Genomic DNA, 23,207 nt, shown 5'->3' with positions numbered 1-23,207 from the left:
GGATGATTATTTACTGGAATCCATTTTATAAAAAAATTAAAAACCTTAACAAATCACTACAAAATATGTCAATCACATCTGGAAGAGGTGCAGGATCTTTTCGTCCGACACAAAATGCAGACGGTGTATCTGAAAATCACCATACTGGAATTAACCGCCTGGTAAAGCTTTCTTTGGTTATAGAAGGAAAGATAATCAAATACTATAAACACTTTAAGCTTAAGCAAAGCACAAGACGCCACCATGAATTTACGCTTACCCTGGCACACGATGCGCTGGGAGACCGGCAAACCCATTCACTGGAAGAAGCCAATAAGTTTTTGGGAAAACGTCTTACGGCAGTACTCTCTTATAAAGATATAGACAACAGCCCGGAAAGGACTTTTGTAGGAGTTATTACAGGAGTGGGATTCAGCCAGGAGAAAATGAGCCTGGGAAATGTTGTGCTTACGGGTTGCAGCCCAACCATTCTGCTTGATGGGGCACCTCATATTCAGAGCTTTGGAGGAACTCAGCCTGTCAATATGGGAATTATTGCTGATGAAGTGATTAAACAGGGAATTGATAAAGGCCGTTTTGATATCAGGGTGGATGCCAATAATTTCTCACAGATTATCTACAGCAGTCAATATGACGAAACCCACTACAATTATCTGGCGAGGATGGCAGAAGCCTATGGAGAGCAGTTTTATTATGATGGGGAAGTGCTTCATTTCGGAAAATTGCCTCCACAAAACAAACCTATTGTATTGACTTACGGAAGCAGTGCCAACGATATAAAGGTTGACCTCAAAGCTGTTCATACCAGACCGCAATTCTACGGCTACAACAGTAATAAAAATGAAAAACTGACTTCGGGATCTACGCCTATTAAACATGTGGGAGATCTGGCCAAAACAGCATACAGCCATAACGATTCTATCTATAAAACACCGGCATTGCAAATAGCACCCGTAAAAGCATCTACACATCTTGATGTGGAATATTCACAGAAAAGTGCTTCGGGAAGTGAAGCGGTAAACGTTTTTTCTGTCTCAGGAAATACAACCGTTCCCTTTCTGCATCCGGGATGTGTGGTAGATATGCAGATGCGTAAACCAGATTCTAATGAAACATCTTATTTCACAAGAATTATGATTACAGAAGCAGAACATGAAATTGATACTATAGGTCATTATCAGGGAAGCTTTGTAGGAATAGCTTCAGATACGGGATTTCTTCCCAAGCCGGAATACACGGTTCCAAAAGCAGAGCCACAGACCGCAACGGTAATTTCCAATACAGATCCTGAAGGGCAAGGAAGGATACAGGTGAGATTCGACTGGCAGACTAATGATACCACCCACTTTATCCGAATGATGAGTCCTGACGCCGGAGGAACGGATCAGATTTCTCAAAACAGAGGCTATGTAGCAATTCCTGAAGTAGGAGACCAGGTGATGGTTAATTTTGTTCACAGCCATCCGGACAGACCTTTCGTAATGGGAGGAATGTTTCATGGAGGGGTGGCGCTGGGTGGCGGTGTTAATAATCATTTGAAATCGATACAAACCCGAAGTGGGATCAGAATTTTAATGAACGATCAGGAAGGAAGTGTAACGATCCTTGATCCAAGTGGCAATAGCTATTTTATGGATGGTAAAGGAAATATCAGCATGAAAGCTCCGAAAAATTTCACTTTAAATGCCGGTGAGAATATCAATATCAGTGCAGGAAAGGAAATTTCTGTGGGTGCGGGGGCAAGTATTACCAGTACCGCCAATGAAGATATTATTTCTACCGCCGGAAAAGATATGAAACTTACAGCATCAGGTGATATCACAGAATCTTCAGATACAAGGACAGAAATGGTAGAAAAAGAGTTTAGAAGACAGTCTGAAACTTCTAATGAAATAGCTGGTGAAATTTCTATGTTCAGCGAACTTGAAAATATGACCATGCAGAGCGGAAAAATTGTGGAATTCAACAGTGCTGAAAAATCAAAATTGTTCTGATATGGCCATTATAAAGACAGCAACCAATATAAAAATAACGGTCAAAGATTCCTATCATCTGAACGCGGGGAAAAAAGTTGAAAAAATAGCAAAGAAAATTAACGTTGAAGCACAAAGAGAAAACCTTGTGTTAGCAAGTAATAAGAAAATCATGTCTCATGGGAATAAATAAATTTACATTTCTGCCTGATGTGGCTTCTTATAAATAAGTTTACAGTTAAAGTTAATAAAGACAATACCAAACTATTTCTGTCAATCAATTTTTAGAGAAAAACTATGCATAATAATCAATTTGGAAATTATACACCGCCAGCGACACCAAAAGGACAGATAGACATTAGAATCGGTGTTTTTTTCGACGGTACACAGAATAACAGGAGAAATTCACAAGCTGCAGGAAATGAACCGGGATATAAACCTACTGCTGAAGAGAAAGCAGCTTACAAAAAGCATTCAAATAAATCTGATGATAGCTATACTAATGATTTATCTAACGTAGCCAGAAAAGAATACTGGTATAATGAAGATAAAAGTAAGTATATCGGTAAAGTATATATCGAAGGGATTGCAACAGAAGATTTACAGGGAGATGTAGATAAAAAGACAAATCATAAAGGGGTGGCTTACGGTGCAGGAAGCACAGGGGTAATAGCGAAGGTTCAAAAAGGTTGTCAAAGAGTGGCAGAGAAAATTAATGAGCTTAAAGGCAGGTTTGAAATAAATACCATTATACTGGATGTTTTTGGTTTTAGCAGAGGTGCCGCAGCGGCAAGGAATTTCGTATATGAAGTGACCCAAACCAAACCTAGAAATGGGTTGTTAGGATTTATTTTAGATAACAATAAAGTAGAATATGGATCCCTTCAAATTAGATTTCTTGGGGTATATGATACCGTATCCTCCTATGATCCTAAAGCGAGTGAAATTACAGTACATCCCGATTTTAACAATGATGTGGAGGAGTTGAATTTAAACACATTAAAAGCAAAGAAAATTATTCATTTATGTGCTTCAGATGAGCATAGAGAAAATTTTATGCTGACAAGAGTAAGGCTAGCGCCAGGAGGTAAAGATTTTTTTCTACCGGGTGTTCACTCTGATGTTGGTGGATGCTACACTCATAATATGCCTGAAAGTAAACAGATCATGGATTTTGATAATACTGTGGGAGATGGCCTGAGTGATGCAGACTATGATAGGGCCTTAAATATTGATTTAAATAATCTTATTGAGCAGGGTTGGTTTAAACGCAGTGAAGTGGTAGCTCCCAATTCATGGCATGAAACATATATTAATAGAGAAAAAATAAGTAACAGGTATAGTTTTATTCCTCTGCATATAATGAGTGAACAGGTTAATGAAAACTATTCTAATACGATTGATATAACCAATTTAAATAAGTCATATCGTATTCCTAACGGGACAGAAGATAAATATTATCCGCTGGATTTAACTAAGGTTAAAAAGAGGCTCGATGAGTATGTCAGCGGTTCGGCTCCTGAGATGACTTATTATACGAATACGGAAATTGAAGCACTACGAAAACAACTAGCAGCTAAAAAAATAACTGCAGAGAAATTTAATCGAATTGTACAGGATCACAATTTACTAATATATTTAAGAAACAGATACTTACACTGGAACTCAAAATTTGGAGATATTGGGTATAATCCTCATTTCACCTTTGACAAAAAAACATTACAAATAAAAAGATTTAGAGAAATGGCTTTTAACTCATGAAAATACCTGTAAAACATATACTCCTCAGACTTATTATATTGCTGATTCCTTATTTAGGGTTTTATTTTATGTTTGCAGAAAGCGGTTTCAAGGGACAAACCTATGATTTAGATGAACTTCCTTTGTATTTGTTTTTTGCTTTGTTTGGTTATGTTTTTGTAGAAATATTTTATTGGAAATATAAAAAAGATAAAAATAAACTTATTGCGAATATATGTTTGATCGTATTTTTCACAATGCTTTATTTTATATTACCTCACCGAAGATATTTTAATTAAAATCTCAAAAAGAAATGCATTTTAAAACGAATATAATTTATTGTTTACTTTTCATCAGTACCTTAATCTCATGCCAAAATAAAATGGAAAAATACAAATGGCTTCCCACGGAAAGTTCACCCCTTCTATATCCTATGAATATTTATAAAGGTCATCTTTTTCTTGAAGATGGCAGCAGTGTATATATTCCCTGTTCAGGTAGTTCTCATACAGGTTGGGGCTATAGCGGCTCTATGCATACTCAGGGAAGTGATTTAAAAGCTGTTCCCGTTAAGCTTGAGGTAACCTGGGCATCATTTTTAGAAAATAAATTTTATACCGGAAGCTGGGATTTGCCTGTAGATAAAATAAAAGAACTTTTTAAAGAAGGAACCGTTAATTGGAGAACTAATGAAAAAGAAGGGTATTCCTCTGTTGTCGTAGGTCTGGCCCCGGGAGGAGTGGTAGTAGTCTGGATGTATGGTAATGACCAACAGGTAGAAATAGGAAGATATCAGGCAAAAGAAACTTCTGTATCTATGAAAGATTATGTTCCCGGAAATCCTACCATAACGCAGGAAGAATATTTTGATATGAGTAAATCTGTTCCAGAAGCCTATGAAAACATGAAGAAAAATGGAATTCAGTTTGGGATTTGGGATACCTACCGTAAAAAATACAACTGGAAAACCAGCATAGAAATTCCTAATCATACCTTCAAAAATGTGACACTGGAGATGTATAACGGAGAGGAGGAAACATTGTTTAATGAGACCATTGATAAAAATCCTTTTAAGGAAAGAGCGGTTCCGCGTCTGTTATCTTATTTATTTGAAGACAAAAATGGTAAGCAAACAGTTTTTGAAGTAAGATACTTCGATGAAGAAGAGATATTTTCATTATTTAAAAAAGCAGATGAAAACAAACCTATAGAAATTGTCCTTCGTATGAATGAAGATCTGACCAATAGAAGGCTGATCTTAAAACAGGGAAATAACGAGTTTCCTATACAGAAAATTGATTATGACAATATGTGGGAACTTAAAAAATATAAATCGAAATAGTATAAAACCGGGTTACATGATAATCCGCATAATATGAAGAAGCATGTAATGGTAGGAGTTGAAAAGCAAATATTGAAATTATGGGCATAGCTCTGCTGGCAATATCCTCTCAGAAAGGAATGCCTGTAGAGAAATAAAGTACGAAGATGATTGTATGCAGAAATTTAATAAACATATCGTTCAAAAAGGGGAAACCTTAAAAAGCATTGCTGCCTTTTATAGCCTGGATGTGGATGCTTTAAAGCTATTTCATAATAATCTTTGTCAGGTAAAAGATATGATCCTTATAGAACTGACCGGGCAGAAAGAGCTTTTCATTCCAAGAACGGCAGTAGCAGATAAAAATAAGCTGGTAAAGTTGGGGAGAGGAAACAGCCTGACCTTTCAGCCGGGTAGTTCATTTTTTAAATATGGGGTGATCATCAATCTGGAAACAGGAGATCATAAAAATGAACTGAAATATGAAACGTCAGTACGCTGGCTTAAAAGTGAAAATAACCTGCATTTTTTTGAAATAGACCGAATCTCCAATCTTTTTCTGAACGAAGAAGAAGTAAATGAAATAGCCGATACACTGGCTTATAAAACATCAAAAGTTTTATACCCTCTACAGGTAAGTGTAGATCAGTATGGTAAATTCAATGCTGTTGAAAACCTTTCCGTTTTCAATGAGCGGTGGCCGGATGTTAAAAATGAAGTCTATAAAGAATTTGAAGGAGAAGTAGTAGACGAATATTGCAGAAAGATTGAAGAGATACTGGATGAGCCGGATGCACTCAGTCTGTATCTTAAAAATGATTATTTCATCAGGACACTATTTTTCGGAGTCTATCAGAGTTTCGGGCAGAATTATCAGATTGAGGGAACAGAGAGTTTTCCGGTTGTAAACAACCCGATAGAGCCCCGGTATAAAATAAAGCTGGAAATTGACCCCCTGAAAGATGACTATGACCTTGTGAATATCGAGGGAGAAGGGAAATTACATGAAGAAAGAGATGTACATGATTTTATCAACGAATCCCCTTTCTCTTTAATTATTGGAGATGACCCGGTAATAAATAATCAGGGAGATTTCAGGATAAAATATTATCTGGATGGGAAACTCCAGCTTCCGGAATCCATGTATTTGGAATGCAGCATCATGCTCAAAGAAAAGAAAAAAATATCAGTAGTAGTAGCCGCTCTGCCGGAACAGTAAAAAACAAAATAATATGAAAATAAAATTAAATCATAAACTTCTTACACTGCTTTTTATAGCATGTTTTAGCCTGTATTTCGGGCAGAAAGTAGAATTTACAGTACCTAAAAGTATTGAAACATTACAGAATTCTATATTTTATTTCAGTAATGACTTTACAAAAGATGAAGCCAAAGCAGCAGCGGCATCTGATGATGATTTCTCCACAACTGTTGATCTTTATAATTTAAAATACGATACAGACTATAAAAATCCTTATCTGAAACCGGCATTAAAAAACGGAGCAAAACCGAAGCAGTTTATTCAGCAGGCAGTATGGAATGTAACCATGAAAAAAGTGTCCGGGAAAAGCACGAAAGTAAGTGTTTTTCTTGAAGCGGTTACTCCGGATCGTTGGTCAAAAAAAGATATTGATGTAAAACAGACCCAATCTACAGGAAAAGTAGAGCAGGAAATTAAAGAGTTTCTTTTAAATTATGAGGAACCAAAGGTTTCTGAAGCTTTAGAAGCAGCGGCAGATGCAGCTGATATTGCGGCCACAGAAGCCATGGCCACAGCTCAGGTTGCTGATTTTGAAGCCAGAAATGCAATAGAGAAAGTAACATCAAAAAAATTACAGAGCGTATTCAGTAAAAAACAGTTTATTGCTCTGCCAACAACATCCGGAAACTTTACTAAGCTTTTACAGATACAGCCCAGCGACCTTGAATGTGGGGATTGTAAAAACGGAAAATATTCCAGTTGGGATTTTGATGATTTTAATATGATCTATGCCCAGATGACAACAGGATTAGAATATTATGCCCTGCAGTATTATGGCAATCAAAAAGTTTCAGGATTACCATATGGCCTGGTATTCAATGACAGTTCACCTTCTGAATGTAAAACAAAATTTGCAAGATATAATGCCCAGCTTTACCAGACAACAGTGGATACCGATGAAAACTCATCAAAAGCACTTACAGTAGTTACTTTTAAGATCAACACCAGTTTTGTTCGTCTTGAATTTGGAAATGAATATTTAACCAGACTTGTTATCTCAAACAAAGAATTCTAACTATGGCCGAAAAACATATTGTAGTACAGGGTGCGATGTGCAAATGTCAGTTTGGACAAGCCCCGGATAAACTGAAAGTGCTTACACACCAAAAAGAATATGCGAATGATAAAAGTGCTTCCAAAAAACTGATCGCTACCACGAAGGAAATAGGAGGCGCCACTTTTGAAAAAAATACATTCGGGAACTGCACAAAAAACGGAGGTCCGCCGCCGCCATGCAAAATAATGGTGACCGAATGGCAGAAGTTTTATGATAAAGTACAGCTTAGTAACGGTGGGTTTATTATTCTGGAAGACAGTAAAGCGGTCTGTGCTGTGGCAGGAACCCCATGTATTGAGATCATAGACCATGGGCAGAGAGCTGAAGCCGGCCAGCAGAATTTTAAAAATGCTGATAAAGACGTACAACAGCAGATCAATCCTTTGGTGAATGCTGAAGAAATGTATAAAAAAGAACCTGTTTATGACACATCAGGTGATAATTCAAAGAATACAGGATGGCAAAAGGAATAAAGAAAATAAATATAGCTACAGCTGAAGACAATACAAAAGTGGTAGCCACCCAGGGCGATTTTATTGGAGTTGAGCCCGGAAAACCTATCTGGTTTCAGGTTTCAGAATGGTTTCCCGGTACCCCTGAAGCAGACAAAAAAAAGGAAGTAATCTGGATCCGGCAAGACAGTGCACGCCAAAAAGTGATTAATCAGCTTAGAAGACCCGCTGGCTATGTATACAGCTATACATTCACCAAAAAAGAATGTGGGATTCTTTCTTATTATATAGAAGCAAGCCTGGGCGGAAAACCGGATAAAGTAAATAAAGTAGGGAAATATATCTTTGGACATTGCCCCCCAAGGATTGTAGACTCCAGATGGAGTACTACAGAAGGAGGAAAGGATGTCAGACAGACCTTTTACTTCAGCTATGGGCATATTATTCACCTTTACCTGGGAACAGAAGGACTGAATGGAAGAAAAGACCTTATTGTTGAGATCTACAGAAGAATCAGAACAGGAAGAGGAGCAAAAGATGATCCTATGATGAGAAGATGGGCAGATGTGGAGGTTAACGATGGGGAGATTAATGTTAAAGTTCAGAATACATCACAATGGAAAGGAGTCATCAAGGATATAAAAGATGTGGAAGAGCTGTACGTAAAGGTTAAAGATCCAAAGACCGGAAAATATATTGTAGACGATAATAATGATGACATCCACGCAAGGTTTTTAAGGATGAAAAACGAGCTGGTAGCTGCAGCTCCCCAACCGCCTCAGAATGTTGTTCCTACCAAGATCTATGCGCCGGATAAAAACCTGGCAAGATATGAACCCTGCAAATTTGAGACGATACAGATCAGTGACATCGTTTTTGAAAAAGACAAAGAAGTTAAAAAGCCAATCACACTTTTTAATAAAGGAGTTGGTGTTAAAAATATCGCAGAAAGGGAAACCATACATGCCACCATTTTTTATGAATTCAATTCTGCAGTCATTGAAGGTGACGGAGAAAAGAAACTGAATAATATTCTTCGTTTCTTACTGGAGCATCAACATTCTACAATAACCATAGATGGATATGCCTGTGTGATTGGTAAGATGCAGTACAACCAAAGCCTTTCTCAGAAAAGATCAGATATTGTAAAGAAATTTTTTACTGACGGAGGACTGGACAGCAAAAGAATAAAATCCCTGGGAAAAGGAGAAGTACATGCTACAGATGATAAGAACGGTAAGGACAACGTCAAATATAAGGACGAAAAAGAATATAAAAATAACCGAAGAGTAGATATCTATTTTGATTATTATCCGCACGATGCGAATACCATTATTTATCATACCATTGCCCCTTCTTCGTCCACCAAAAGGAATATAACGATAGATGTATCAGCATTTGATACGAAGGCCTGTTTCAGGAATAATGATCTTCATACCAAAGAGATCAGATTACTGGATGTAGGCCAGGCTATTGATGCCGGAGATAAGGAGAAAAAATTTGCCCCGCCCACATTCGATTATCCGGTATATTCAGATTTATCCAGAGCAAATGCCCTTCCGCTGCAGTATATCTGGCCGGAAGCAACCACTCCGAATAAAATACAGATGTATGCCCACAGCTGCAGATTTTATAGCAATAAAAAGCGAACTACGGTTTTAATAAAAGCCTATCCCGATATCAAATGGGATTTCCATTTTTTCCTGAATCTGAGTAATGATCTAAGCGTTAAATGGCAAAACCTTTCTGCTGCAAGACATAAGGAAATGCAGGAAAAAGCCGGAAAAATAGGAGCAGAAAAAAGATGGAAACAGACCGAAGTAGATTTTGGGGTGACAATGGAAGCCAACTGGGACAGAACAGCCGCTGATAAATATAACGGTCATGCTGATGCCACCTTAAAATTTGAAGATAAAATAAAATGGATGTATAAAGTCTTTAGCTCCCTGAAAGAATTTTCAAAAGGAGTGACAGACCAAACCAAAGGTAAAATCAGAAAAAAAAGTTTTACCAGTAAAATGCCATTAACAATAGAAATGAAGCCACCCAATTTCTGCCTGGGAGCAGAATGGATGCTGGAAAGAGGCAAGAAAAATAAAAAATCTCTTTCCACTATTGGAACAGATCTGGAGTTTTATTTCAAAGCTTCTCCCATTGTAGGGATAGAAATAACTATAGACCTCCTTGATATGCTGATTCAGGCCGGAGTAGGAGTGGTAAGTGGCGGAACAGCCAACGTTGCCGCTAAAGTGATCCTTGATGAGGTGAGAGCCTGGCTGGCTGATGAAGACCATCCGATATCTTTGAATATGTATATTGATTTGAAGGTATTTGGAAATATTTCCGGAGAATCAAAGATCCATTTTAATACCAATTCAGATGAAAGTAGTGGAAATGGAAAACTGGAAACCCAGATTGGTATTGAATTGGATGCCGGTATTGAAGTAAAAGCAAAATTTGTAATCATTGTGGCGGAAGCTTATGCCGAAGGGAAAATAAAAGCAACCGGTAAAGCAACTGCTACTTTTGGGCATAATCTTATTTATGATCAGAAGAGCAGCACCCAGAAAACGCTGTACTACAAACCGGATCTGAAATTTGATGGCCTGGTCGCTACTGTAGTTGTGAAGGCAAGTGTTGGCTTATATATTAAAAAAGGAATTTTAAAAGGAGACAGAAAAATGGACCTTGCAGATTTTGATAAAACATACGAAATCCTTCCGGAATTCGATATTATAGAAAAGCTGGAGAAATATACCGGATTCTCTCCAACGATACCATTCATTCAGCAGGGATAATATGAAAAAAATAATAGTAACAGGAGTGCTTATGCTGTTTAATTTTTGCAGCTCACAGTCAAAAACAGATCTGACAGCTTTAGAATTGGGAGCAGCCAATGAAATAGTGATAAAAAACACCACAAAGCAAGTTGACCTTGAACAGACTACTGGCTTCCCCTATTACAATACTTACAAAGTAGACCAATATCAGTATGGAGATATCAGTTTTTTGCAGGATTACCCTAAAGAAAGAAAGTACATAAAAAGTGAGATTGGATTTTTAGTGGAAAATCAGGAACATAATATACTGGCAGGATACTATATAATGACCAAAAACTTTAAAGAAAGTGAGGCGTTGTCAGCTGCATTAAAGAAAAAATATGGTGAGCCTAAAATAATTATTGAAGCTACCGACAGATGGCCATATTCAGGATATTACTGGCAGGGCACTAAAGATGGTTTTGATATTATGATGGAGCAGGTGAAAAAGAAAATTAATGTTGATCAGAAAGAAATAAAAGGTCTTGAAACCAACCTGTATTTTATAAAAAAAGGATCACATTACGGAAATATGAAAGACAGAGAGACTGTATTGCAGAGCTTTATAACCAGACATGAACAATAATATGAAAAATTTAAAATACGCATTAATACCAATAATCTGTATGGGATTTACATCATGTAACCAACAGGACAAGAAAAGCAGTGAGGCTCAAATTGAAGCCCGGAATGATACTCAAACGGGACCTTTCAATCTTGCTGCTCTTACGATGGGACAAAATATCAATGATATTTTAAAATCAGGTGGGATGACCGCTAAAGATACCGTACAAACCGATGAGGTGACGCTGATTGGAAATGAGAGATTAGCTTTTTCTTCTGAAGCATTATTACATTTTAACGGGATCAGTTTAGATGGAAAAAATAATAAAAATACCAATAAAGTCCTTTTACACTTTGGAAAAGTAGACCAGGAAATTGGACCTCTCGCTAATGAAAAGGATGACGAGCTGGGAATGTATCAGCTGGATATTTATACCGAACCTGAAAAAGAAGCCCTTTTTGAAAACTTAAATAAAACCCTTCAGAAACCTGTTTTTACTACAGTACATGAAAGTTTTGAATCAAAAGTCAAAGACAATGAGATCATACAGACTCAAAATAAACTCAGACAGGAAGTGGCGATATGGAAAAATAAAGGAATGATCTATTATTACTGTGAAACCAAAATAGATAATAAACCTGATGAATACAGATGTAACTTATTTGTGTTTAAAAATAAAGAATGGAAAGATCTGCTGAAAGGATCAGGATATCAGGATCTCGATAAAATTTCTCTCAATTGATATGAACAGAGGATATCGTAATTTCAATACAATAAAACCAGTAAAAAATAGTATATATTTCCCATGCAGCAGCCTTATTATGTAATTGACTTCAGTGCATCAGCATGTATGTTTGAGATCAGGATCAATGATTATCCTGTTATCCATATGAATGCTACCAATCAGGTATCTACTATGATTCCTGTCAACTATGCCATACTGGAAAAAGGAAAACAGACGATCACAGCTTCCATTTTACCGGTGGCGGGGCAAACTGAAATTGATAAACAGGCTGAACTGAAATTCAATATCAAGCTTTTTGATGTCATCAATAATTTTGTATTTGATAAACAGTTTGGTGACTATCAGTCAAAGCCTGTAGAAGATAAAAAATTACCTGTGATCAGGTATGAAAGCTCCTTTGATGCCGACGTTCCTTATAAGCTTACTGCCTGGCAGGACGGAATGAACCTTAAAGATGTTAAAGACTGCCGGGAAAAACTGGATGTGGCCTACCATAAAATCATCAGGCTGATTGAGAATGCCAAATATGATGAGTATAAGAAGCTCATTCTGAGAAGAGAAGGGAACATGGCCCAGTCGATGTATCTATCTCCCCGGGAATCTGAAGGAAGATTCAAAGAACTACTTAATGAGTTCATGGGCGGTATGAAAGTTCAGCCAATACCTGATGATGCTGTTATGATGCTGTATGCAGACAGTAGAGCCGCCGTTTTAAAAAGGCCCAATGGCGATGCGGCATTATATTTAATAGATTCTAAAACACAGGAAGAACTGATGCTTGATATTACCTTCTATATACCGCAGGGAAAAAACGAATTTGAGATCATATAATCTTGCAAATAAAATGTACTTTTGAAGGCCGACCCTATTCCTGATGAATATTGCCGGCCTTTCAATATCCATATCATCTATGAAGAACGACAAGAAAACGTCATACACGGGATACATTGTTCTGGGAATAATAGGATTTTGTTTTCTCTATTTTATTCTGTGGACTATCTTTAAAGAGAAAATGCCACTGCATAAATATCTGTATGAAATATCCAGTAATTATGATGCGTATGCAGAAAAGGCACTGTTTATTTTTCCATTAGTATTTTTTGTTTTCATTTTTATTACCTTAATGAAGCCTACTTCTGCTAAACGTTTTTTACGGTTGCAGGCATCACTTCCAACCTCAAAAATAAAATCCTTAGCTAAAGGACTCGTGGAAGTGGAAGGAACATTGGTGATGAAGAATCCGCTGCTTTCTCCGGTGGGTAATGAAGCCTGTATCGGGTATTATTATACCATTGAAGATATTGATAAAGATTCTGACGGTAAAGAATCTTACAGAACAATACATAGAGAAACCCAGTGTAATCCTTTTCAGATAAAAGATGAAACAGGAATCATTGAGGTAGAACCCGAAGGAATAGAGCTGATCCTTCTCGGAGAAACAAATGTGAGCAGCAACAATAGCAAAAGGTACAAAGAAACCCTTCTGAAAGACGGTCAAAAAATGCTGCTGGTGGGCTATGCTGATGTTAAAAACGGACTGCCATTCATCAGAAAAGACGATCGTTATAAAGTGCTGGGAATTACCTCTGCATCAGGAATTACCGTATGGAATAAATATCAGCCATTGTTGAGGTCATTCCTGTTTACCTGCTCTGTTATCCTTTTAATAATCATATTTATATTTACACAATAATGAACCAAACTGTTGCAATTATATTACTGATCCTGCTGGGCGTTGCCGTTATAAGCTTCTTAATCAATTTGTATAATAAGCTGGTGATGCTTAAATTCAATGTAGAAAAAGCCTACGGAAATATTGATGTGGTTTTGAAACAAAGAGCAGATGAAATTCCTAACCTGGTGAACGTAGCCAAACATTTTATGAGCTATGAAGAAAAGCTGCTTGCACGTCTTACAGAATTGAGAACCTTTTATAACAGTACAACAGATGCTGATAAAAAAACCGAACTGGCCAATGAGACTTCAAAGGCTTTATCTTCATTCTTTGCCGTTTCTGAAAACTACCCGGAGCTTGCTTCCAACAACAACTTCCTGGAACTGCAGAAAAGAATTTCTGAACTTGAAAACAAAATAGCAGACAGAAGAGAATTTTTTAACGACAGCATTAACCTCTACAATATAGGAATTCATGAATTTCCCAATGTAATACTGGCAAAAATGCTGGGCTATAAAGACAAGACTTTACTGGAAGTAACAAACGCCGAAAAACAATATGACGGAATTCAGTTTTAATACCTTTTTCGGACTCGAAAGACATATGGCAGAATATCCTGAAGTCGCGATATTTGGAACCCTGTTTTTACCTTTGCTTTTATTTATCCCTGTTGCTGTAATAGGCTGGATATTCAGAAAGCTGAAATTCAACATGTATAGTATTCATGTATTGCTGTATACGCTGATGTTTACCTTTGTAATAGGAGCGCTTACCATATTTATACTCTTCTTTATCACAGATAGAAACGGGGTGAAATTAGCGTATTGCTGGCTCACTGTATTGATAGGGATGTTCTTTTTCAGTATGATCAATGCCAATACCATTACCAAAATGTTTACGGATTGGTCAAAGATTATTAAAGAGAAGGATGGAAGGGAAGGGAATGAGTTAAGAGTTAAGAGTTAAGAGTTAAGAGTTAAGAGTGCCTTTCACGAATGCTCTGTCAGATCAGCTTGCTGGTTTCTCTTAGTTTTCTTAAGTTTAAGCACCTAAAAATAAACCTTTGCGTTATAATAATTCGGCATTAAAGAACAAATTACTCCTTGTATTGGCAAATGCGAAAGGTATAAAATAAAAGGCTGGTCTCTGAAAATAGAAACCAGCCTTACTTATTTATTATCAATTCAAGATTATTTTACCAAAAACTGCATCGTCGTATTATCCAGTTTTAAAATATAAATTCCCTGACCAAGATTTTGGGTCTTAATAGAATTTCCATTTTTAAAAGGCTGATTAACCGTTTGCATCACTTTCCCCTGTACATTATAAATCTCAGCTTTTTTGATATGCTGTACATCTCCGCTTACAAAGATTTCCTGATTAGTGACCGGGTTTGGAGAAATTTTAAAATTTTGAGCTTTTGTTTCCAAAGTAGCAGCTTGAGCTTGTCTGGCAGTTCCTCCAGAATAGCATGTCCATTGAAGATCGTCAATAGCAATTCTGTTACTTGCAGAACCGTTAACCAGACTTACCGTTACATTACCGGAAACATCAATATTATTAATCGTCGTAGTGGTTGCCGTTGCGCTATAAGGAACAGTTCCTACAGTAGTCCCGTTTACTTTTACATCAAGATTTCCATTACTTCCGGAAAACTTCAGTTGAGTAGTTACCGTTAAAGAGCCAATACCATTGCCTGAGCTGCCTGATGTTAAAGAACCGCTTCTTATGGTAATAGCTTTATTGTTGATCGTTTGGTCTGTTCTGGCATCAGTAGCGGTCCAGGAAATCCCGCTGTTGCTCCATGTTCTTGTAGTATAAGAGGCACTGGTGGCAGGGATGGTTTCAAAAGTTTCGTTTACACACCCTGTAGATGGATTTGTAGATCCGGCGTTGGTAGTTCCTGAAACGGTAGAACTGTTTGCAGAAGAATTTCCAGCGGCATCCTTAGCTACCACATAGAAAGTATAGGTAGTGGAAGGGTTGAGACCTGAAATCGTAGCTGTAGTAGAATTTACTGTAGTATTCAGGCTTCCGTTCATATAAACAGCATAAGAAGAAACCCCTACGTTATCAGTAGAAGCATTCCATCCAAGAGAAATACTGTTAGCTGTTTTTCCGCTAACAGCTAAACCTGTAGCCGTTGTGGGAGCCTGGGTATCATTGCTTGGCTGCTGAGATCCCCAGATAAGATTTACATAGCTGGGATTATCAATAAATGGGTTTCTATTCCCCTGAAAAGTATAGGATGCATTATTTCTATTGATTTCAGCCTGAGAAACAGGATCCTGGTTGTTCCAGGCTAGAAGTACGTTAAGTTCCCATGTCTGTAAGCCCGGAAAAGCAGAACTTCCCAGCATATTCCCAGAAGAAAAAGAAGAAAGTTTACTTTGATAACGGGTTACGAAATAAAAGATCATACGGGCTACATCACCTTTAAACTCATCAATCGGTTCGAAAACAGTTCCTGAATATCCCGAAGAAGCAGAATTTCCAAGCTTTGATCCGTTTTTAGATGTAAAAGTAGCGCTTCCCACCTGTCCGAAAGGATAATTGCTTCTCATGCCATTTACCTTTCCGTCAGTGGCTCTGATGAAATGAATATCAGAAACCATAGGCGAAGACTGGTTAAATAAACTCTGAGGAACAATATGTTCTCTGTTATAGCAATTTCCTTCCGTAGAATAAGTACCACACTGATTGGTACCCGGTGTATAGTTATAAGGATCAGCTCCTACAGGTTTTTCTGAATAAATATCAAGGATAGACCCGTCATTTTCATAATTCTTATCAATATCAGTGGTTTTATAACCGGTCCACAATCCGCTGTAGCCTTTATCCTGATGACCGTTGGTAATAATGGTGCTTAATGCCGTTTTCAAAGCAGCACCGCTCAGTCCGTTGGCAGAATTGTAATATCCTGCAGGAGCCTGAGCATTTACAAGTCCTGCAAAAACAGAAAATAAAATGATTTTTTTCATACTAATATTATTTCAAGCAAGAATACTACATTTTTATGAATAAAAAATTACATAATTATTAATTTTCAATAGTCAATATTGTGCTTTGCATAATAAGTAACGCGTCATCATTGTTCACTAAAAATAGGAGAAAGATGTCCATGAAATTTTCAGCTAATCTGTATGTAAAAACACGATAAGTAATAGAAGTATATCCTTATATCATATCACCATAAAAAATGCCGGCACAAAATGTACCGGCATCTATAATAATTGCTTTAATTTATTTTCTTTGTGGCGGATAGTTTTTCATAATCTCAGCCAGAATTTCCGGAATTTGTCTCTGTTTGGATTTTGGTGAATCTACAGAAATTCCACTTCCGATACCCTGCCAAACCAACTTATTTGTTTTTGAATCGATAAGGTCTACGATTAAGGCCCCTTCATTATAATTGCTGGTCCATGTTCTGCTCATTCCGACACCCCATCCGAATGGGCCGCCCCAGCCCCACATTCCGTAAGGTGAAGAAGAATTAATATCAGTAACTTTCTTATGGTTAGCTTTTACGTTGACAATCAGATCAGGATTTTCTCCGGACTGAAGTCCTTTGCTTTGAAGCTGTCTTGATAATTCATTCAAAACCCTGTCTTTATCAATATCATTCAATTTCAAATCATCAATTCTTATTTTATAGGTTTTATAAGAATTGAAATTGGCTGTTTCAGCGTAGTCTGAACGTACCTGAAAAGGGCTACATGAAGTAAGACCTAATGTAGCAGAAGCCAACAAGATAAAAATATATTTTTTCATTTTATTTATTTTTTTTATCGTTTTTAATGAATGTATCTGTCTTTTTATCGTATCCGTAAGGACAGTGTCTGCAGCCGCTTTTACAACAGTGTCCTCTTTTCAGATGAAACTTTTCCGTAAAAACCTTGTATCCCTGTTCATTATAATAAAAGTCCTCACCTTCTTTGATGTCAAAATGGGCCATAAGTTAAACGTTAGTCAAAAACTTTTTATATTTGTTGTTATGATAATTGTATGCCAAAAGCCATTAAAAAAACTAAAAATTAACGGCATTGCTCTCTTTCCCTTTATCTTCATTAGGAAACCCGAAGATAAGGAAAATAAAGTACTTATCAATCACGAAAAGATCCATTTAAGACAGCAGCTGGAGATGCTTATTATTTTCTTCTATATATTCTATGTGATCGAATATTATTACTGGTTTTTCAAACTAAAAGATGGCTATCTGGCCTATAAAAGAATTTCATTTGAAAGAGAAGCCTATGCAAGAGAAAAAGATTTGAATTATCTTAAAACAAGAAAACTGTGGGGTTTCTGGAAATATATAAGATCATAAAGTTCTATTTCTTATCCTTCCATTCATTATCAAAATCCTGCTGGGTTTTCTGGGGTTTAAAATATTTATCGTGATTTCTCTTGATATCATAGAGAATTGCTTTTCCGATTAAAATATCCAAATCTGGGATAATCCATTCCGGAGAACCTTTTTTTTCCTGACCGTTTGTAAATATTTTAGTGGCTTTACCCTCTTTCATTTCCACTTTCATCACTAAACATGGAGACAGGTAACCGGAACAGGAATGCCCTGTGTATACTTCTTTGGCAACAGTTCCATCGTTGAAAGTGATTTTCAGCTCAAGCTGATTTCTGGGCTGTGTAGATTGCACACCATAACGGGTTGAGCTTTCAATAGAACTGATCGTTTTTAAATATTCAATGGTATTTTGCCTGCTTTCCGGAATATATCCGGGATAAGTTATACTTCGCGTATGATCTTCCACTTCCTGTTCGATCTGAGCATTAAACATACTGATTATTCTGTCGTTAGGCTTATCGGGGATATCCAGCTCTGATCGGGAAAACAGCTGATTACCAAAAAAAATGTAAAACATTCCTGCCATAAAGATGATGACAACAAGTGCAGATATTATGGTGATCAATATTTTTTTCATATCCGGCTTTTTAGTTTTATCGTAACCAAGTTAGAAATTATTATTTAAAAACAGAGTCTTAAAGTAATGGTCTTTAAACTGCAGGAACCCACTTACAAATAAACATTTCATCGATTGGCTTAGCTAAAACCGATCATTAAAATATTCTTGATGATTGTTCGTAAAATATGGCTGAGATCCCTATGGGATGACAAAGATTGTGAATAGATACCATTTACATGGCCATATTTGAGCCATTATTCAAAAAATAGATTCGATAAAGTGTGTCATTTCATACGACTTACTAAATTACAATATAATCTGATTCTACCAGAGCTTATCCATTCAATAGAAGTGGGCTTTAGTCCACTTACAAATAAACATTTCATCGATTGGCTTAGCTAAAACCGATCATTAAAATATTCTTGATGATTGTTCGTAAAATATGGCTGCGATCCCTACGGGATGACAAGGATTGTGAATAGATACCATTTACATGGTCATATTTGAGCCATTATTTCAAAAAACAGATTCCATAGAGCTGTCATTTTGTAAGACTTACTAAATTACAATATAATCTGATTCTACCAGAGCTTATTCCATATCAATAGGAGTGGACTTTAGTCCACTTACAAATAAGTATTCATCGATTGGCTTTAGCCGAAACCTAATTATTAAAATGCATCTTTCAGCGAAAATACCCATCAAAATTTGTACAACTGCTGAAAGCTGCTAGGAAGTAAATCTTTTATTATTTTTGTAATCAATAAACCTTGAGTAGTTCAAAAATAAACATGGTATTACAACTTCCCACAGAACCTGTGCCCATTCAGGAAATTTCCATTAATAAAAAGGTGAGACTTTTTATAAAAAGAGAAGATCTTATCCATCCTCAAGTTTCAGGAAATAAATACTGGAAACTTTTCTATAATATCAATAAATATCTGGAAAAAAAACCTGAAAATCCTTATGTTATTACTTTTGGAGGAGCCTTCTCGAATCATATTTCTGCGGTTTCTGCAGCAGGGAACATGGCAGGTATTCCAACATTGGGAATTATAAGAGGAGAAGAACTGCAGAATAAATGGCGTGATAATCCTACTTTGGTTTTTGCCAAAAGAAATGGGATGAACCTGAAATTTGTCACCCGCGAAGAGTACAGACATAAAGAAAAACTTACTGAATTTCTGCAACAGGAGTTCCCTGATGCATTGATTGTTCCGGAAGGAGGAACCAATGAAGAGGCTGTGGAAGGGATAAAAATGATGCTCAATGAGCAAACAAAAGATTTTGACTATCTTTGCACCGCAGTGGGAACAGGAGGAACCATTGCCGGAATCTCGAAATTTTGTGAAGACAATCAGAAAGTTATAGGATTTAAGGTGGTTGACGATACTTCGCTGGAGAAAAAAATAGCAGAATTAACTTCGAAACATAATTTTAATCTAATAGATTCAGGTTTTGGAGGTTATGGTAAAATAAATGACGAAAACATTCGTTTTATCAATGATTTTAAAGAGAAATATAATATTCCTTTAGAACCTATTTATACAGGAAAGATGATGCAGAAGGTTTTTGAGCTGATTGAAGAAAACTATTTTCCTGAAAACACCAGTATATTATGCTTTCATACGGGAGGATTACAGGGAATTGAGGGAGCAAATCTGCTGTTAGAAAAACAGAATAGAAATTTAATTATATAAAGTAAAATTGAAAAACATGAAAAGACTTTTCGTACTAATAAGCCTTTTAGTTTTATCAAAATTTTCTGCCCAAAATTGGGCAACTGAAGATCAGTATATCCAAAAATTTGCTAAATATGCGGTAGAGGAAATGGAAAAATATAAAATTCCTGCTTCTATTACCCTTGCTCAGGGACTATTGGAAACCGGAGGAGGACAAAGCAGACTGGCACTGGAAGGTAAAAACCACTTCGGAATAAAATGTAAGGAAGACTGGACAGGTAAGACAATGAAACATACGGATGATGCACCTAATGAATGCTTCCGTGTGTATGAAGATCCAAGACAGTCTTATGAAGACCATTCCATATTTTTATCTACAAGGAAATACTACGCCAATCTTTTTAATCTGGATATGAAGGATTACAGAGCCTGGGCTTATGGTCTGAAAAAAGCAGGATATGCCACCAATCCACGTTATGCTTCCATCCTGATCACTAAAATTGAAAAATACAGATTATACGAATACGACAATACCAGTTCTAATGAAGTATTGTATGCCGTTCTTAAAATGTATCCGGACCTTAAGGATGACAGATCTTTCATGGCGCAGCTTGAACCTTCAAAAATGGGTAAAAAAGCTAAAGATCCGGTTACTGTGGAAGTTCCTTACAAGCAAACCTCTTATGCACAGCAGCAGAAAAGAGTGGAAAGAATCAAAACAAAAGCAGAGATCCTTAATGCTATTCTGATCAAAAGCCATCCAAATGATGGTTTGAAATATATTGTTATTCCTGAAGATACCAACGTACAGTTTATTGCCAATAAATTTAAAGTGAGCGAAAGCAGACTGATGAAATGGAATGAATTGGAGAACGATGTATTAAAGAAAAATGATATTGTTTTCCTTGAGTCTAAAAATTCTTCGGGAAATACGGCAACTTACAAGGCTGCATCAGGGGAAGATATGCATGATATCGCCCAGAAATTCGGAATCAAATTACATAAATTATATGCTAAAAACAGGATGGATGAAGGACAGCAGCCATCTGCAGGACAGTTAATTTATTTAATAGATAAAAAACCAAGAAATTAATCTTTGTTGATAGCTTCTCATTAACCGTTCATTATGAGCTGTTACTGAATTCTTGTCAACCCGTAACTAATATATGAAGTATCAAAGAAGTTCGGCTTTATTTGATGAAGCCTACAAATACATTCCGGGAGGAGTAAACTCTCCGGTTCGCGCATTCAAATCAGTGGGAGGGGTTCCTGTTTTCATGAAATCAGCAAAAGGTGCTTACCTTACCGATGCAGATGATAATACGTATATCGATTACATCAACTCATGGGGGCCTGCCATCTTGGGACATACCCATCCTGAAGTTTTGGAAGAACTGAAAATTCAGGCTGAGAAAGGTTTTTCTTTCGGTGCTCCTACAGAGCTGGAAACAGAAATTGCAAAATTTATCATTGAAAATGTACCTAATATCGACCAGATCAGAATGGTTTCTTCAGGAACTGAGGCATGTATGAGTGCCATCAGACTGGCAAGAGGGTATACAGGAAGAGATAAAATTGTAAAATTTGAAGGTTGCTACCACGGACATTCAGATTCATTCCTGATTAAAGCAGGAAGTGGAGCTGCTACCTTCGGAAATCCCAATTCTCCGGGAGTAACAGCAGGAACAGCTAAAGATACTTTATTAGCCCGTTACAACGATTTTGAACAGGTGGAAGATCTGTTCCGCCATAATCAGGGTGAAATTGCAGCAGTAATCATCGAACCTGTTGCCGGAAATATGGGTTGTGTCTTACCTGAAAATAATTTCCTTCAAAATTTAAGAAGAATCTGTGACGAGAATGGTGCTTTACTTATTTTTGATGAAGTAATGACCGGTTTCAGATTGTCTTTTGGTGGAGCTCAGGAGCTTTTCAATGTGAAAGCCGACCTGGTAACCTATGGAAAGGTAATCGGTGGAGGTCTGCCGGTAGGTGCTTTTGCCGGAAAAAATGAAATTATGGATCATCTGGCTCCAAAAGGAGGCGTATATCAGGCTGGAACATTAAGTGGAAATCCATTGGCTATGAGAGCAGGATTAAAAACCCTTCAGCTTATTAAAAATGATTCGGAATTCTTCAACAGGTTGAATAAGACAACAGAGACTTTAGATTTTGAAATCGGAAAAATTTTAAATGAAAAAGGAATTGCCCATAAGATCAACAGAAAAGGGTCTATGATGTCTGTATTCTTCCATATCAACAGGGTTTCTAATTTTGATGAAGCTCAGGAAGCCAATCATTCGTTATTTAATAACTTCTTCCATCAGATGCTGCAAAATGGAGTTTATCTTCCACCAAGCGGATATGAAACGTATTTCATCAGCGATGCAATCAAGGATAAAGAAATTGATATGACGCTGGAAGCAGTAAGGAAATTTGAATATTCTAATAAATAATAGTGAAACCGGATTTTAGATCCGGTTTTTTTATGCAGAATGATTTGAATTAGGAAGTTTGCAGATCACTAAAAAACTCTACGCAATCAAAGTTATGCACAATCTTTTGTCACTCCGTAGGAGTCTCAGCAGAGTAAGCAGCATAATTTAGATTCCTGCGGAATGACAAGGATGCTGGTAAACTTATGTATAAAACGTAAGTAATTTTTACATCTAAAAATAAGCACATAGTTTGTCACTCCGTAGGAGTCTCAGTAATCAAAGTGAGTCAGCCGTTTAGATTCCTGCGGAATGAAAAGGATGCTGGTAAACTTTTGTATAAGTCGTAAGTAATTTTTACGTCTAAAAATAACCACATAGTTTGTCACTCCGTAGGAGTCTCAGTAATCAAAGTGAATCAGCCGTTTAGATTCCTGCGGAATGACAAGGATGCTGGTAAACTTTTGTATAAGTCGTAAGTAATTTTTACGTCTAAAAATAACCACATAGTTTGTCACTCCGTAGGAGTCTCAGTAATCAAAGTGAATCAGCCGTTT

At 36.8% G+C, this 23,207-nt stretch carries 23 protein-coding genes; 19 read left to right on the top strand and 4 right to left on the bottom strand.

Annotated elements, in window-relative coordinates:
• Positions 1-65: 65 nt before the first annotated feature.
• From MP477_RS19500 to MP477_RS19430, 15 genes are all read left to right on the top strand, one after another.
• A complete protein-coding gene (locus tag MP477_RS19500; RefSeq protein ID WP_257191707.1) occupies positions 66-1,994 on the top strand; it encodes a type VI secretion system Vgr family protein in 1,929 nt (642 codons plus the stop codon).
• Between the two features lies 1 nt (position 1,995).
• Entirely contained in the window at positions 1,996-2,166 is a 171-nt protein-coding gene (locus MP477_RS19495) for a hypothetical protein (RefSeq protein ID WP_230037138.1), read from the top strand.
• 104 nt (positions 2,167-2,270) lie between these two features.
• Positions 2,271-3,734 (top strand): DUF2235 domain-containing protein, encoded by a 1,464-nt coding sequence (locus tag MP477_RS19490; RefSeq protein ID WP_257191706.1) that lies wholly within the window; start codon positions 2,271-2,273, stop codon positions 3,732-3,734.
• Positions 3,731-4,012: a hypothetical protein gene (locus MP477_RS19485; RefSeq protein WP_257191705.1), complete on the top strand. Its 282-nt coding sequence runs from the start codon at positions 3,731-3,733 to the stop codon at positions 4,010-4,012. The genes MP477_RS19490 and MP477_RS19485 overlap by 4 nt, the downstream gene beginning before the upstream one ends.
• Positions 4,013-4,095: 83 nt before the next feature.
• Positions 4,096-5,055: a DUF2931 family protein gene (locus MP477_RS19480; RefSeq protein ID WP_257191704.1), complete on the top strand. Its 960-nt coding sequence runs from the start codon at positions 4,096-4,098 to the stop codon at positions 5,053-5,055.
• Between the two features lie 154 nt (positions 5,056-5,209).
• Entirely contained in the window at positions 5,210-6,253 is a 1,044-nt protein-coding gene (locus MP477_RS19475; protein WP_257191703.1) for a LysM domain-containing protein, read from the top strand.
• A gap of 13 nt (positions 6,254-6,266) precedes the next feature.
• Positions 6,267-7,310: a hypothetical protein gene (locus MP477_RS19470; RefSeq protein WP_257191702.1), complete on the top strand. Its 1,044-nt coding sequence runs from the start codon at positions 6,267-6,269 to the stop codon at positions 7,308-7,310.
• A gap of 2 nt (positions 7,311-7,312) precedes the next feature.
• Positions 7,313-7,825, top strand: a complete 513-nt coding sequence (locus tag MP477_RS19465) for a DUF4280 domain-containing protein (RefSeq protein WP_230037127.1) — start codon at positions 7,313-7,315, stop codon at positions 7,823-7,825.
• The gene (locus MP477_RS19460; RefSeq protein ID WP_257191701.1) at positions 7,810-10,602 is read left to right on the top strand and encodes an OmpA family protein; all 2,793 of its coding nucleotides are present in this window, start codon (positions 7,810-7,812) and stop codon (positions 10,600-10,602) included. Before MP477_RS19465 ends, MP477_RS19460 begins: the two co-directional genes overlap by 16 nt.
• A 1-nt stretch (position 10,603) precedes the next feature.
• A complete protein-coding gene (locus MP477_RS19455) occupies positions 10,604-11,209 on the top strand; it encodes a hypothetical protein (RefSeq protein ID WP_257191700.1) in 606 nt (201 codons plus the stop codon).
• Position 11,210: 1 nt separating this feature from the next.
• Entirely contained in the window at positions 11,211-11,930 is a 720-nt protein-coding gene (locus tag MP477_RS19450) for a hypothetical protein (protein WP_257191699.1), read from the top strand.
• Between the two features lie 63 nt (positions 11,931-11,993).
• Positions 11,994-12,764, top strand: coding sequence for a hypothetical protein (locus MP477_RS19445; protein ID WP_257191698.1), 771 nt, complete (start codon positions 11,994-11,996; stop codon positions 12,762-12,764).
• A gap of 79 nt (positions 12,765-12,843) precedes the next feature.
• The gene (locus MP477_RS19440; RefSeq protein WP_257191697.1) at positions 12,844-13,626 is read left to right on the top strand and encodes a hypothetical protein; all 783 of its coding nucleotides are present in this window, start codon (positions 12,844-12,846) and stop codon (positions 13,624-13,626) included.
• Positions 13,626-14,186, top strand: coding sequence for a LemA family protein (locus tag MP477_RS19435; RefSeq protein ID WP_230037115.1), 561 nt, complete (start codon positions 13,626-13,628; stop codon positions 14,184-14,186). The genes MP477_RS19440 and MP477_RS19435 overlap by 1 nt, the downstream gene beginning before the upstream one ends.
• The gene (locus MP477_RS19430) at positions 14,167-14,574 is read left to right on the top strand and encodes a hypothetical protein (protein WP_257191696.1); all 408 of its coding nucleotides are present in this window, start codon (positions 14,167-14,169) and stop codon (positions 14,572-14,574) included. The genes MP477_RS19435 and MP477_RS19430 overlap by 20 nt, the downstream gene beginning before the upstream one ends.
• A gap of 224 nt (positions 14,575-14,798) precedes the next feature.
• On the opposite strand, the gene MP477_RS19425 is transcribed toward MP477_RS19430, so the two are convergent.
• The 3 genes from MP477_RS19425 to MP477_RS19415 all read right to left on the bottom strand — a co-directional run bounded on the left by MP477_RS19425 (position 14,799) and on the right by MP477_RS19415 (position 17,563).
• Positions 14,799-16,589, bottom strand: coding sequence for an endonuclease (locus MP477_RS19425; RefSeq protein ID WP_257191695.1), 1,791 nt, complete (start codon positions 16,587-16,589; stop codon positions 14,799-14,801).
• A 262-nt stretch (positions 16,590-16,851) separates the two neighbouring features.
• Entirely contained in the window at positions 16,852-17,379 is a 528-nt protein-coding gene (locus tag MP477_RS19420; protein WP_047492272.1) for a DUF4136 domain-containing protein, read from the bottom strand.
• Between the two features lies 1 nt (position 17,380).
• The gene (locus tag MP477_RS19415; RefSeq protein ID WP_047492275.1) at positions 17,381-17,563 is read right to left on the bottom strand and encodes a DUF5522 domain-containing protein; all 183 of its coding nucleotides are present in this window, start codon (positions 17,561-17,563) and stop codon (positions 17,381-17,383) included.
• Between the two features lie 39 nt (positions 17,564-17,602).
• On the opposite strand from MP477_RS19415, the gene MP477_RS19410 reads away from it, so the two are divergent.
• Entirely contained in the window at positions 17,603-17,935 is a 333-nt protein-coding gene (locus MP477_RS19410) for a hypothetical protein (protein ID WP_230037109.1), read from the top strand.
• Positions 17,936-17,939: 4 nt separating this feature from the next.
• Here MP477_RS19410 and MP477_RS19405 read toward each other — a convergent pair whose 3' ends face one another.
• On the bottom strand, positions 17,940-18,551 hold the full coding sequence (locus tag MP477_RS19405; RefSeq protein WP_257191694.1) for a hypothetical protein: 612 nt from the start codon (positions 18,549-18,551) through the stop codon (positions 17,940-17,942).
• A 773-nt stretch (positions 18,552-19,324) separates the two neighbouring features.
• On the opposite strand from MP477_RS19405, the gene MP477_RS19400 reads away from it, so the two are divergent.
• From MP477_RS19400 to hemL, 3 genes are all read left to right on the top strand, one after another.
• Positions 19,325-20,233, top strand: a complete 909-nt coding sequence (locus MP477_RS19400) for a 1-aminocyclopropane-1-carboxylate deaminase/D-cysteine desulfhydrase (protein WP_257191693.1) — start codon at positions 19,325-19,327, stop codon at positions 20,231-20,233.
• A 16-nt stretch (positions 20,234-20,249) separates the two neighbouring features.
• A complete protein-coding gene (locus MP477_RS19395) occupies positions 20,250-21,308 on the top strand; it encodes a glucosaminidase domain-containing protein (protein ID WP_230037104.1) in 1,059 nt (352 codons plus the stop codon).
• Between the two features lie 73 nt (positions 21,309-21,381).
• On the top strand, positions 21,382-22,671 hold the full coding sequence (gene hemL, locus MP477_RS19390; protein ID WP_257191691.1) for a glutamate-1-semialdehyde 2,1-aminomutase: 1,290 nt from the start codon (positions 21,382-21,384) through the stop codon (positions 22,669-22,671).
• Positions 22,672-23,207 lie beyond the last annotated feature (536 nt).

The organism is Chryseobacterium sp. WG23, assembly GCF_024586575.1.
Taxonomy (GTDB): domain Bacteria; phylum Bacteroidota; class Bacteroidia; order Flavobacteriales; family Weeksellaceae; genus Chryseobacterium.
The sequence above is the reverse complement of the archived record's forward strand: the minus strand, read 5'-3'. Positions and strand labels throughout refer to the sequence as shown.

Coding starts and splice junctions, on each gene's coding strand:
- MP477_RS19415 (WP_047492275.1), bottom strand. CDS start 17,563: ATGGCCCATTTTGACATCAAAGAAGGTGAGGACTTTTATTATAATGAA.
- MP477_RS19460 (WP_257191701.1), top strand. CDS start 7,810: ATGGCAAAAGGAATAAAGAAAATAAATATAGCTACAGCTGAAGACAAT.
- MP477_RS19485 (WP_257191705.1), top strand. CDS start 3,731: ATGAAAATACCTGTAAAACATATACTCCTCAGACTTATTATATTGCTG.
- MP477_RS19400 (WP_257191693.1), top strand. CDS start 19,325: ATGGTATTACAACTTCCCACAGAACCTGTGCCCATTCAGGAAATTTCC.
- MP477_RS19430 (WP_257191696.1), top strand. CDS start 14,167: ATGACGGAATTCAGTTTTAATACCTTTTTCGGACTCGAAAGACATATG.
- MP477_RS19500 (WP_257191707.1), top strand. CDS start 66: ATGTCAATCACATCTGGAAGAGGTGCAGGATCTTTTCGTCCGACACAA.
- hemL (WP_257191691.1), top strand. CDS start 21,382: ATGAAGTATCAAAGAAGTTCGGCTTTATTTGATGAAGCCTACAAATAC.
- MP477_RS19440 (WP_257191697.1), top strand. CDS start 12,844: ATGAAGAACGACAAGAAAACGTCATACACGGGATACATTGTTCTGGGA.
- MP477_RS19445 (WP_257191698.1), top strand. CDS start 11,994: ATGCAGCAGCCTTATTATGTAATTGACTTCAGTGCATCAGCATGTATG.
- MP477_RS19435 (WP_230037115.1), top strand. CDS start 13,626: ATGAACCAAACTGTTGCAATTATATTACTGATCCTGCTGGGCGTTGCC.
- MP477_RS19420 (WP_047492272.1), bottom strand. CDS start 17,379: ATGAAAAAATATATTTTTATCTTGTTGGCTTCTGCTACATTAGGTCTT.
- MP477_RS19490 (WP_257191706.1), top strand. CDS start 2,271: ATGCATAATAATCAATTTGGAAATTATACACCGCCAGCGACACCAAAA.
- MP477_RS19410 (WP_230037109.1), top strand. CDS start 17,603: ATGATAATTGTATGCCAAAAGCCATTAAAAAAACTAAAAATTAACGGC.
- MP477_RS19405 (WP_257191694.1), bottom strand. CDS start 18,551: ATGAAAAAAATATTGATCACCATAATATCTGCACTTGTTGTCATCATC.
- MP477_RS19395 (WP_230037104.1), top strand. CDS start 20,250: ATGAAAAGACTTTTCGTACTAATAAGCCTTTTAGTTTTATCAAAATTT.
- MP477_RS19465 (WP_230037127.1), top strand. CDS start 7,313: ATGGCCGAAAAACATATTGTAGTACAGGGTGCGATGTGCAAATGTCAG.
- MP477_RS19450 (WP_257191699.1), top strand. CDS start 11,211: ATGAAAAATTTAAAATACGCATTAATACCAATAATCTGTATGGGATTT.
- MP477_RS19495 (WP_230037138.1), top strand. CDS start 1,996: ATGGCCATTATAAAGACAGCAACCAATATAAAAATAACGGTCAAAGAT.
- MP477_RS19480 (WP_257191704.1), top strand. CDS start 4,096: ATGGAAAAATACAAATGGCTTCCCACGGAAAGTTCACCCCTTCTATAT.
- MP477_RS19455 (WP_257191700.1), top strand. CDS start 10,604: ATGAAAAAAATAATAGTAACAGGAGTGCTTATGCTGTTTAATTTTTGC.
- MP477_RS19425 (WP_257191695.1), bottom strand. CDS start 16,589: ATGAAAAAAATCATTTTATTTTCTGTTTTTGCAGGACTTGTAAATGCT.
- MP477_RS19475 (WP_257191703.1), top strand. CDS start 5,210: ATGCAGAAATTTAATAAACATATCGTTCAAAAAGGGGAAACCTTAAAA.
- MP477_RS19470 (WP_257191702.1), top strand. CDS start 6,267: ATGAAAATAAAATTAAATCATAAACTTCTTACACTGCTTTTTATAGCA.